Below are 11,539 nucleotides of genomic sequence, written 5' to 3' on the forward strand. Positions count from 1 at the left end.
GCAGGGAAAACCCGGATCACGCATCGTCTGAAAGCACAACCCTCTATGAGGGTGGATTCCTGATATGGCAATAACTCTAGTTGCGACACAAGAATTTCATACTGGATTGGAATAATTGCGATGCGCCCCCATCGGTCGCCGCTCGACGGCGTTGTGTTGCAAGCACTTTCCGGACGACTGCGGAGCGGGGAAGCATCTCAATGTCTTAAACAAAACAGAGAAATTTACAGTGAAGAAAGCTCTATTTGCCTTGGCGGCTGCGGGTACGTGCGCCCTGTCCGGCGTTGCATCGGCACAAACCGCCTCGAACGTGACCCTGTACGGCATCGCCGACGCAGGTATTGAATTCGCTACCCACTCCCCGGGCGGCAACGGTGGTACCGCGGTGCGCGTGAGCTCGGGCAACATGTCCGGTTCGCGCTGGGGCCTGCGTGGCGTGGAAGACCTGGGCGGTGGCCTGAAGGGTATCTTCACGCTCGAGTCGGGTTTCGACATCGACACCGGTTTGTCCGGCCAGAGCAGCCGACTGTTCGGCCGCCAGGCCTTTGTGGGCCTGCAGGGCGGCTTCGGTGCCGTGACCCTGGGTCGCCAGCAGAACGCGCTGTATGACCTGTTCGGTGCCTACGACCCGATGGGCGTGGGTCCGAAGTACTCGCTGAACTCGGTTGACTCGGGCTTCAATGGCCGCGCCGACAACTCGCTCAAGTACACGGGCAAGTTCGGCGGCCTGACCGGCACCGGGTACTACAGCACGGGTGCCAACAATAACGGCGAAGTGCCGGGCAACTACAAGGCTGGTCGCGGATTCGGCGCCGGCCTGGCCTACACCGCCGGCGCCTTCTCGGTCGGCACCGCCTATGACCAGACTCAGAGCGGCACGCCGGCCATTTCGGACCGCGCCATCAAGCGTCTGGCCGTGGGTACGTCCTACGACTTTGGCCCGGCCAAGGTGTTCGCCGGCTATCGCTGGATGCGTGACGATGGCGTGGCCACGGCTGCTACTGCCGCCGCGCGCAACAATGTCTACTGGCTCGGCGGCCTGTACCGCGTGACCCCGGCCCTGTCCCTGACTGGTGCCGCGTACTACACTGATGCGCATGAGAGCAACAACGATTCGTGGATGTTCGTGCTGTCGGCCGATTACGCCTTCTCGAAGCGCACCGATGCCTACCTGAACGTGGGCTACGTGACCAACAAGGGCGCATCGAACCTGGGCCTGAACGGTGCTGGCACGGCTATCGCCGGCGCCAACCAGACCGGCGCCATCGCAGGTATCCGTCACCGCTTCTAAGCAACCACGATCCGGCTAAAGGGAGGCACCGACAGGCGGGGCCTTTCCCCCCGTCCTGCCGGATAAAAAAACGCCCCTGGGCCGACTTGGCGGCCCAGGGGCGTTCTTCGTTTTCAGCGGGGGCTTTTACTGGGCGGGGGGCAGCGCGGCGCGCGCATCATGATCGCGCAGGCGCTCCAGCGCGCGTGTCAGGCGGGCGCCTTCCTCCACGTCTGTGGTGGTGTGTAGCGTTTGCACCGCGTGCAGCAACTGCTTCTTGTCGGTCGCATTCATCTTGCCACCGGCTTCCATCGCTTCGAGTTCCTTGTCCACGCGTTTGCCAAGCTTGCGTACGAATTCGGGATCGAGCTGCCCCTGACTGGCACTGTGGGCAATGTGATAGATCAGGGCGGCCAGCCCCTCTGGAGTTGTCTCGGTCACGGCAACGGCATCGCGTTTCATACGTACTCTCCGGGAAGCAGGTTGTTTCATTCTAGCGAGTGGATGGCCCCACGATAACGGACGCAACAGAAATAAGCCTGGACCTGATCCGCGTGTGCAGTAACAAGCATTGCAGCGTCTTATTTCCTAAATATTGCAGCGTCAGAATGACATCCGTTGTTGGCCCGCTGAATAAGTCGGGAATCCAGATGCGACCGGAGGGGTTGCCGCGGGCCGACTTCGCCATCGCCGGTATCGTCCATGGAGGCCCGAAGAGGCACTAGGATGGGCAGGTGGCGAATTGACACAAAGTACGCGGGGCATGGAGCCGTCTTCCGAGACGGCTCTATTTGTTTCGGGGCCGCCACAGCCGGCTCGGCACTCTCTTTTCAGGGCGTTACCAATGCCCACCTCCTTTCGAGATTCCCCCCTCAGCAATCTGCTGGCGCGTCCACGCCGCCAGCTTCATGACGGACGCTTGTCGTTGTCGTGCATCTGTCCACGCTGCGCTTTGGCGTGATTGAAGCCAGTCCGGTCGGTCTTCGAATTTGATTATCGTCAATTGCACGATGACATTTTCGTAATGAATGAATTCTTGATTTCATGATGTGAGTGTGCTTGCGATCTTTCACTGGATTTCATTTTTGGTGCCTATCTCCAATGAATACAGGTGCCTCCGTCGTCAGTAGGTGGTCGTGGAAATCAGGCGGGACGAATACTAGTGATTTCAAATTGCGTTGACTATCGGCTCAATTTAAATAATTGAATTATCGCAATGCCAATCTCCACGTAGAGTGCAAGGCACTTCAGTTCGATGCATTACCGAGATCGAAAAGGAAGTACGCGAGAGAAGCCAACCTATCTGCCCGGATGCAAGGAATCGGGACGACCTGTTCCGTCAAGACGCGCTAGCGGTGGTCTAGGAGTCCCGTTCTCGGATTCCTCGGGTCTCCATTTGATCGTGCGAAATCCCCACCTTCACATCCATTCATTTGCATGGCGGCAGCGGTTTTTGCAACCAATCACAAGGAGTTATTTGTTCCATGAACATAGTAAAAACTTTAAAACGTTCCGTGCTGGCTGTTGCGGTATCTGCTGCTATGTCAACCAGCCCACTGATGGCACAAACGAACACAACGCCGAATAGCTTCTGGTGGCCAGAACAACTGGATCTGCGGCCGCTGCGATTCAATTCAGCGGAATCCGATCCCATGGGTAAGGCCTTCAACTATGCAGAGGAATTCAAGACGCTGGACCTCCAGGCCGTGAAGCGGGATATCGCGGCTGTCATGAAGACCTCACAGCCTTGGTGGCCGGCTGACTTCGGCAACTACGGGCCGTTCTTCATTCGCATGGCCTGGCATGGCGCGGGTGTCTATCGCGTCCTCGACGGCCGGGGCGGTGCTTCCGGCGCCCAGCAGCGTTTCGATCCGCTCAATAGCTGGCCAGACAACGTTGGCCTCGACAAGGCGCGGCGTCTTCTGTGGCCGGTCAAGCAAAAGTACGGCAAGAAGATTTCCTGGGGCGACCTTATGGTCCTGGCCGGTAACGTTTCCCTGGAAGAGATGGGATTCAAGACCTTTGGCTATGCCGGTGGGCGTGTGGACGACTGGGAACCCGAAATGGTGAACTGGGGGCCGGAGAAGAAAATGCTGGCCCACCAGCGCGGTGATGCGAAAGGTGCGCTGCAGAAGCCGCTCGCGGCTACGGAGATGGGTCTGATTTACGTGAATCCTGAAGGGCCCGGAGGAAAGCCTGACCCCTTGGCCTCGGCGAAGGAGATCCGTGAGACCTTTGGTCGTATGAGCATGGATGATGTGGACACCGTGGCGCTTATCGCCGGCGGGCACACGTTCGGCAAGTCCCACGGCGCCCACAAACCGGCGGACTGTGTGGGCAAGGAGCCAGCCGCCGCGGGTATCGAAGAGCAGGGGCTGGGCTGGGTCAGCAAGTGCGGCACGGGCCATGGTGTGGATACCGTCAACAGCGGTCTGGAGGGCGCATGGTCGACCAACCCGACGCGCTGGACTCATGAGTTCCTGACATGGCTGTACAGCTTTGACTGGGAAACCACAACTGGCCCGGGCGGTGCGACGCAGTGGGTGCCCAAGAACAACGTCAGCGCCAATTTCGTTCCGGATGCCCACGATCCAAAGAAGCGGCACAAGCTGATGATGTTCACGACCGACATCGCGCTGAAGATGGACCCGGAATACCAGAAGATCTCAAAGCGCTTCCTTGAGAATCCGAAGTAATTCGAGGATGCGTTCGCGAGGGCGTGGTTCAAGCTCATGCACCGTGACCTGGGGCCGAAGTCACGCTACCTCGGTGCCGACGTACCGCAGGAAGATCTGATCTGGCAGGACCCGATCCCCAAGGTCGATCACAAACTGGTGGACGACAAGGACGTTGCCAAGCTGAAGGCCACCATCCTGGCGTCCGGCCTGACCACCCAGGAACTGGTCCGGACTGCGTGGGCGTCGGCGGCATCCTTCCGCGTGACGGATATGCGCGGTGGCGCCAACGGGGCGCGTATTCGCCTGGCACCGCAGAAGGACTGGGGGGTGAACGATCCGGCGGAGCTTGCCAAGGTACTGGGCCGTCTGGAAACCATTCAGAAGGACTTCAATCAGGCACAGAAGGGCAGTGGCAAGAAGGTCTCCCTCGCTGACCTGATCGTGCTGGGTGGCACGGCTGCCGTGGAAGAAGCGGCTAACAAGGGCGGTCACAAAATACAGGTGCCGTTCACACCGGGCAGGATGGACGCGTCGGCGGAACAGACGAGTGTCCAGTCCTTTGCGGTGCTTGAGCCGGTTGCGGATGGCTTCCGCAATTACTATGGCAAGCAGAGTCCCCGTTCTCCGGCCGAAATGCTGGTCGAACGTGCGAGCTTCCTGAACCTGAGAGTGCCCGAGATGACGGTGCTGCTCGGTGGCATGCGGGCGCTGGACGCCAATGCGGGAAGCTCCCGCTACGGAGTGTTTACGGATCGCCCCGGTACGCTGAGCAATGACTTCTTCGTCAACCTGCTCGACATGTCGACCAAATGGTCGAAGTCTTCTTCGGATGAGGGCATGTACGAGGGGCGCGATCGTGCGACCGGCAAGGTCAGGTGGCAGGCCACACCGGTCGACCTGATCTTCGGTTCGAACTCGGAGCTGCGTGCCGTCGCGGAAGTCTATGGCTCGGACGACAGCAAGGAGAAGTTTGTCCAGGACTTTGCCAAGGCATGGGTCAAGGTCATGAACCTGGATCGCTTCGATCGGCTGTGATCGGCTTTGATCGGATCGGCGCTGATAGTTGAACCGAGGGGCCCGATTCGACGCAATCCGCCGAATCGGGCCTGCGAACAAGTTGCTCCCGCTGATCATCGGGTCACTTGCCAGCGTCTTTTTGTTCACCCGCTGTAGGAGATAGGCCGATGGCGGTGCGCCAGTGCCGCTATCTATACTGGCCGCGTATTGTCTTTTTGCACATCCAGGAGGGACACACCATGTCCAGACTCATCGTGATCCTGATGCTGCCGATCTGCCTTGCCGGTTGCGTGTCGTTCAGCAGCAGCGATCCCAATCCTCCACAGAAGACCACCGTGGTGACACCGGCCCCGGGTACCACGACAACGATCTGCAGCCCGGCGCCGTGCTAGTGGCCTAGCGCGAGGGCTGCGCAATCTGCCGGACTTGTCGCATGACACCGTCGGCGAACAGCACGGGACCAAGAATCGGGATGCCGGCCGCACGCAAGGCGTCGGCGGTCCAGGTATTGCAGGTATAGAAGCCGTCATAGTCCGCCGTGGCGCCGAAGTAGAGGCCACCTGGATAGGGACCCTCTCCAAGGCTGATCGGGGCGCCGGTACCGTCGGTCTGCACGGCGTTGCCCAGGAATTCCCGTAGCCGTTCCATGCCGGGCTCGCCGACGTCGAGCCGCACCACGTTGTCCGCGCCGAATGCGGCGGCCGGCGTATCGCGCAGGACCGTCAGCAGGATGGCGCCTGCGCCTGGGAGCAGCGCCGACAGCAGCGTCATCGGGCCGCGCTCGCGACTGAGCAGGTAGTGTCGATCGCCAAAGCCGAAGCACAGGTAACGCGAGCCCTCGTACCCGACCACCAGCCGCATCAGGCGCGTATCCGCATCCTCGGTGCGGATGCAGACGTCGGTGTGCCAGTCGCGCTCGACCACGTCGATGGTGGTGGCCGGGTCATTCGCAGCAGGGGTTTCGGTGGAGGTGGCGCAGCCCGACAGCAGCGTGATCAGCGCGGCGATTGCCACGCGGGCGCAAGGGCGAGCCAGCCCCGCGCGCTTCATTGGCTCAGGCCATCCCGCCCACATGCATCCCCCAGCCCGCCAGCGCGCAACCCGTCACCACGGCCCACGGCGGCACGCGCCACACGGTCAGCGCAGCCAGCGCGAGCAGTGCGAGCGCGAAATCGGCGGGGGCATGGATCGCGCTGGTCCAGACCGGCTGATAGAGCGCGGACAGCAGCAGGCCCACCACGGCCGCGTTGACACCCGCGAGCGCCGCGCGTGTGCCAGCATGGCGGCGCAACCGCTCCCAGAACGGCAGGGCGCCGAAGACCAGCAGGAAAGACGGCGCGAAAATCGCCAACAGGCACACGATGCCGCCGATCCAGCCAGTCGGCGCGGGACCACCGGCTGCGCCGAGGAACGCCGCGAACGTGAACAGGGGGCCCGGTACTGCCTGCGTTGCGCCATAGCCGGCCAGGAAGGTGTCGTTGTCGACCCAGCCTGTGGGTACCACTGCCGCCTGCAGCAGCGGCAGTACCACGTGTCCGCCGCCGAACACCAGCGCGCCGGCACGGTAGAACGCATCGACCAGCGCCAGGGCATGGTTCGGAATCATGCTGGCAACCACGGGCAGGCCAGCCAGCAGTCCCGCGAACAGCAGCAGGAATCCGATTGCCGCGCCATGCCCAATGGGTATCGACAGTGGTTCGTGTGGCGGGACCTGTGCGGTGCGGAAGCGCTGCGCGCCGACCATCCCGGCGACCACCATCACACCGACCTGGCACCACGGCGAGGGGATCAGTGTCACGGCCACGGAGGCGAGAATCATCAGCGTGATGCGCGGAGCGTCGGGGCACAGCGAGCGTGCCATGCCCCAGACCGCCTGCGCGACCACCGCCACTGCCGCCACCTTGAGCCCGTGCAGCGCGCTTGGCGGCACCAGATTGCCGTAGTGCGACAGGCCCAGCGCGAACAGGATCAATGCGATGGCCGATGGCAGTGTGAAGCCGACCCATGCGGCCAAGGCGCCGGGGTAGCCGGCCCGCGACAGACCGACCACCATGCCTACCTGGCTGCTGGCGGGGCCGGGCAGGAACTGGCACAGCGCGACGATATCGGAGTAAGCGTGTTCGCTGAGCCAGCGACGGCGCGTGACGAAGGCGTCGCGGAAGTAGCCCAGATGGGCGACCGGCCCGCCAAAGGAGGTGAGACCGAGCCGCAGGAAGACGAGGAAGACCTCCCAGGCGCTTTGGGTGGCGCGATTGGTTTCGGAGGCGCGGAGCGTGCTCATGCCGGAAGCTGGTTCTGACGATTTCCAGTCATTGTGGGCCAATGCCGATCAATACATGCCATTGAGCCGGATGGCGGCCACCAGTCCACTGCCGTCGCCATCCTGACGGTTGGCGAATTCCAGCGCGAGCCCATGCAGCACGGCCACGCGGCGCGCGATCGAGATCCCGAGTCCGTTACCTTGCTCCTGCTGGCCTGCCGCGCGGAAGAAGCGGTCACCGAGCCGCCGCAGCAGTTCCGGTGCCACGCCGGGTCCACGATCGGACACGGTAATCCGGTCCGGTTCGAACGCCAGCGTCACCACCGTGCCAGCCGGACTATAGCGAATGGCGTTGTCCACCAGATTACGAAGCATCGTGCCGAGCAGTGTCGGGTCGCCGTTGACAGGTAGCGGTTGCTGGCCTGCCGGCGGCCACAGCACTTCCATATCGACGTTGCGCCGTTCGGACAGCAGCAGGCAATCCGACAGCACCTGCCGCGACACCTCCCGCCAGTCCACCGGGCCGCGCGTGGGCGGTGCCTCTTCGTCCTCGAGCCTGCTCATCGTCAACAGTTGCGAGACCAGCCGGCTCATACCGTCGATGCCGGCCTCGACGTTGGCGGCGGCGCGGGACCGCTCGGCCGGATCGTCGGAGCGGCGTGCGACTTCCCACTGGGCCTTCAGGGCCGCCAGCGGCGTGCGCAGTTCGTGCGCGGCATCGGCGGTCAGGCGGCGTTCATGCTCGAGCAGCGCCGTGGCGCGGCTCAGCAGCTTGTTCATCTCCGTCACCAGCGGCACGAGTTCGCGCGGCACCTCGTGCAGTGTCAGCGGGGTGGGATCGCCTGGCACGCGCGCGGCAATGGCCTTCGACAGCGTCAGCACGGGATGCAGGGCGCGGCTCACGCCCCAGAGCAGCAGCGTGGTCAGTAGCGGCAGCCCAAAGACCCAGGGCAATACCTGCGCCTGCAGATACGCGACGATCAGTTCGCCGCGCTCGGCCTTGACCTGACCGACGCAGACGCGCCAGCCTTGTGCCGGGTCGTTCAGGTAGTAGAGCCGCCAGGGCACACCGTCGATCTCGCGCTCGGTGAACCCCTGGACGTCGGGCAGCAGGGGCAGGTGATCTCCGTCCGGGTCGATGTGCAGGGGCTCCCCGTCGGGGCGCCATGCGGCGATCGCCAGATCGCCAAGCCCGGCCGACCCCTCGTCGACCAGATCGGCATCTCCGGGGATCGGCCCGTTCCCCGACGGCGGCGCTGGCGAGGTTTGCGTATGCACGCGCGGCAGCAGCGCCTGCATCTGCTGGGCCATGCGGACCATCGCGGTGTCATAGAGCTCGTTGATTTCTTCCTGGGCGCTCAGGTAGATCAATGCGCTGGTCAGTACCCATGCAAACGTCACGGCGGCCAGGACGGCCAGGATCAGCCGCCGCCGCAGCGTCATGCGCGATCCCCGCCTTCAGGTTCCGAGGTGCCGATCTCGATCGCCTCGAGCGTGCCCAGGGTGTAGCCGGCCCCGCGCAGCGTGCGCACGATGCCGGGATGGAGCTTCTTGCGCAGGTGATGGATGTGGACTTCCAGCGTGTTGCTCTCCGAGCCCTTGTCCCAGTCATAGAGCTTGTCGCGCAGGAATTCGCGCGTCAGCACGCGGTTGGGGTAGGTCAGCAACAGTTCCAGCAGCATGGATTCCCGGCTGGTCAGGTCCACGGCCTTGCCGTGCCAGAGCGCCAGGCGCGCAGCGGGCTGGTACTCGAGCGGGCCATGGCGCCAGACGGGCTCAGGCATCCCGGCCGCGCGGCGGGTGACCGCGCGAAGGCGGGCGGCCAGTTCGTCCAGTTCCACTGGCTTGACCAGGTAGTCATCGGCGCCAGCGTCTAGCCCGGAGATCCGGCTGGCCACGGCATCGCGCGCGGTCAGCACCACGACCGGCATCTGTCGGCCCTGCTGGCGCCAACGGCCGAGCAACGCCACGCCATCGTCGTCTGGCAGGCCAAGGTCCAGCACCACGGCGTCGTAGTGCATCATGCCAATGGCACGGTCGGCTTCGGCGGCGGTGCCAAACCAGTCCACGGCATGACCTATCAGTTTCAGGCCGCGCTGGAGCCCGTCGCCGAGCATCGGGTCGTCTTCAACAATCAGGATTCGCATCTTATAGTGACTGAAACGGCTGTTTGAGAAAGTGGCACCAATCGCGCCGTAAGGTCCATATCAGCCGGTGGAAAGCGTAGCATCGCAGGCAGTGTGTCGCATTATTAATCTGACGTTAACGTTTCTCTCATAATCTGCGCGCTATTTTTAGCCGGTGTCATCGCGAGCGCCGGCTTTTCTGGGCATGGCGTCGCGCCAGAGATTTCCCTGATAGCCCACCATTCCATCCCTCCCTTTCATGCCGCAACCCACCTCTCAGCAACGCGCGTCCGTCGCATCCTCGCAGTCGACCCAAGGGGCGATCGGCTGGTCGGCCGCCACAGGCTGGGTCGTGTTGTTCGTCGCCGTGGCCCTGGTGGTCTGGTTCGTCTCGCTGGACATGCGCCATCTGGTCGGGCCCGACGAAGGCCGCTATGCGGAGATTTCGCGCGAGATGTTCGCCTCGAGTGACTGGGTGACGATTCGTTATAACGCGCTGAAGTATTTCGAGAAGCCGCCATTCCATATGTGGGTGACGGTGGTGGGCTATGAACTGTTCGGGCTGGGCGAGTGGCAGGCACGGCTGGCCGTGGCGCTGTCCGGGTTGCTCGGCATCGGCGTGTCGATGATGGCCGCGCGTCGCTGGTTCGGCGCGCGTGCCGCGGCCTTCACCGGCCTGGCCCTGCTGGCCGCGCCGATGTGGAGCGTGGCGGCTCATTTCAATACGCTCGACATGACCCTGGCGGGCGTGATGTCCTGCGTGCTGGCCTTCATGCTGATGGGCCAGCATCCGGACGCCTCCGTGGCGGCGCGGCGCGGCTGGATGGTCGCCTGCTGGGCCGCGATGGGCGTGGCCATTCTGACCAAGGGGCTGGTGGGCATCGCGCTCCCGGGGCTGGTGCTGGTGGTCTATACGCTGGTGACGCGGGATTGGGGCCTCTGGCGCCGCCTGCATCTGGCGCTGGGCGTCGTGGTGATGCTCGTGATCACGGTACCGTGGTTCTATCTGGTATCGGTCCGCAACCCCGAGTTTCCGAACTTCTTCTTCATTCACGAGCACTGGCAGCGCTACACGTCGAATATCCACTCGCGCTCGGGCTCGGTTTTCTACTTCCTGCCGCTGGTTATCGGCGGGTTCCTGCCGTGGGCGGGCATCTTCCCGAAGCTGTGGACCGCCATGCGCGCGCCGGTCGAAGGCACGCAGGCACGCTTCCGTCCGGCGCTGATGGCCGGCATCTGGGCCATCGCGATCTTCGTGTTCTTCAGCATTTCCCGCTCGAAGCTGCCGGGCTATATCGTGCCGGTAATCCCCGCGCTGGGCATTCTCGCCGGGGTGGCGCTCGATCGCCTGAGCCCGCGTAGCTGGGGCAAGCAACTCATCGGCATGGCGATCGTGGCGGCCTGCGGGCTGCTGGCCAGTCCCGTGGTGGCCACGCTCAATGCCAACCATATCCCCAATTCGTTCTACCGCGCCTACGCAGTCTGGGTGGCCGTGGCCTTTGTCGTGATGCTGGTGGGCATCGCGGCGGCCCGCCTGCTGCTGCGTCGTGGCGTGCTGCCCAGCGTGGCGGTCTACGCGATGGGCATGTACCTGGGCTTCACCGTGGCCCTGCTTGGCCACGAGACGGTCGGCCGCCCGGCTTCGGGGGCTGATATCGCGCCGCAGATTGCGCAGAAGCTGACGCCGGAGATGCCGCTCTACGGCGTGCAGATGCTCGACCATACGTTGCCGTTCTACCTGCGTCATCCGCTGACGATGGTGGGGCAGGCCGACGAACTGACGTTTGGCGCGACGGTGGAGCCGCAGCGCGTGGTGCCCGATGTCGAAGGTTTCACCAGGCTCTGGAAGAACGGCCAGCCGGCCATGGCCGTGATGTCCCCGGAGACCTATCTGGCGCTCGCGCCGACTCTGTCGATGTACGTGGTGGCGCGCGACTGGCGTCGCGTGGTGGTGACTAACGTGGCATCGCTTGCCGGTCCCCAGTAAAACCTGTTCCGAATAACTCCCTGGCCGGCTTCAGGCCGGTCACTATCAATCTGGTTTCATATATATCCATGCAGCAGAAGCGAGTCCTGATTCTTGGCATCAACGGCTTCATCGGCCACCATTTGACGCGCCGCATCCTGGAAAAGAAGCAATGGGGGGTCTACGGCATGGATATGTCGTCGGACCGCCTGGGGGATCTGG

At 63.4% G+C, this 11,539-nt stretch carries 9 protein-coding genes and 1 pseudogene; 5 read left to right on the forward strand and 5 right to left on the reverse strand.

Annotated features, from left to right (window positions below):
- Positions 1-229 precede the first annotated feature (229 nt).
- Positions 230-1,291 (forward strand): porin, encoded by a 1,062-nt coding sequence (locus B2246_RS26775; RefSeq protein WP_008641382.1) that lies wholly within the window; start codon positions 230-232, stop codon positions 1,289-1,291.
- Between the two features lie 126 nt (positions 1,292-1,417).
- Here B2246_RS26775 and B2246_RS26780 read toward each other — a convergent pair whose 3' ends face one another.
- Positions 1,418-1,732: a hypothetical protein gene (locus B2246_RS26780; RefSeq protein ID WP_008641381.1), complete on the reverse strand. Its 315-nt coding sequence runs from the start codon at positions 1,730-1,732 to the stop codon at positions 1,418-1,420.
- 1,079 nt (positions 1,733-2,811) lie between these two features.
- On the opposite strand from B2246_RS26780, the pseudogene katG reads away from it, so the two are divergent.
- Positions 2,812-4,983: pseudogene (gene katG, locus B2246_RS26785) on the forward strand (catalase/peroxidase HPI).
- A 221-nt stretch (positions 4,984-5,204) separates the two neighbouring features.
- Positions 5,205-5,357 (forward strand): hypothetical protein, encoded by a 153-nt coding sequence (locus B2246_RS26790; RefSeq protein ID WP_160172204.1) that lies wholly within the window; start codon positions 5,205-5,207, stop codon positions 5,355-5,357.
- A gap of 4 nt (positions 5,358-5,361) precedes the next feature.
- Here B2246_RS26790 and B2246_RS26795 read toward each other — a convergent pair whose 3' ends face one another.
- From B2246_RS26795 to B2246_RS26810, 4 genes are read right to left on the reverse strand one after another with little or no spacing between them, the layout of a single operon-like run.
- Positions 5,362-6,015, reverse strand: a complete 654-nt coding sequence (locus B2246_RS26795; protein WP_286962652.1) for a DUF2459 domain-containing protein — start codon at positions 6,013-6,015, stop codon at positions 5,362-5,364.
- Between the two features lie 4 nt (positions 6,016-6,019).
- Positions 6,020-7,246, reverse strand: coding sequence for a chromate efflux transporter (gene chrA, locus B2246_RS26800; RefSeq protein WP_286881261.1), 1,227 nt, complete (start codon positions 7,244-7,246; stop codon positions 6,020-6,022).
- Between the two features lie 48 nt (positions 7,247-7,294).
- The gene (locus B2246_RS26805) at positions 7,295-8,668 is read right to left on the reverse strand and encodes an ATP-binding protein (RefSeq protein ID WP_008641361.1); all 1,374 of its coding nucleotides are present in this window, start codon (positions 8,666-8,668) and stop codon (positions 7,295-7,297) included.
- Positions 8,665-9,372: a response regulator gene (locus tag B2246_RS26810; protein WP_011519254.1), complete on the reverse strand. Its 708-nt coding sequence runs from the start codon at positions 9,370-9,372 to the stop codon at positions 8,665-8,667. The genes B2246_RS26805 and B2246_RS26810 overlap by 4 nt, the downstream gene beginning before the upstream one ends.
- 238 nt (positions 9,373-9,610) lie before the next feature.
- Here B2246_RS26810 and B2246_RS26815 point away from each other — a divergent pair, with 238 nt between their 5' ends.
- Both B2246_RS26815 and B2246_RS26820 read left to right on the forward strand, forming a co-directional pair.
- Positions 9,611-11,338, forward strand: a complete 1,728-nt coding sequence (locus B2246_RS26815; protein ID WP_286881260.1) for a glycosyltransferase family 39 protein — start codon at positions 9,611-9,613, stop codon at positions 11,336-11,338.
- 68 nt (positions 11,339-11,406) lie between these two features.
- Positions 11,407-11,539: NAD-dependent epimerase/dehydratase family protein (locus tag B2246_RS26820; protein WP_286964073.1), on the forward strand; the 133-nt coding region annotated here is incomplete at its 3' end.

The organism is Cupriavidus sp. UBA2010 (genome assembly GCF_002335265.1).
Taxonomy (GTDB): Bacteria; Pseudomonadota; Gammaproteobacteria; order Burkholderiales; family Burkholderiaceae; genus Cupriavidus; species Cupriavidus metallidurans.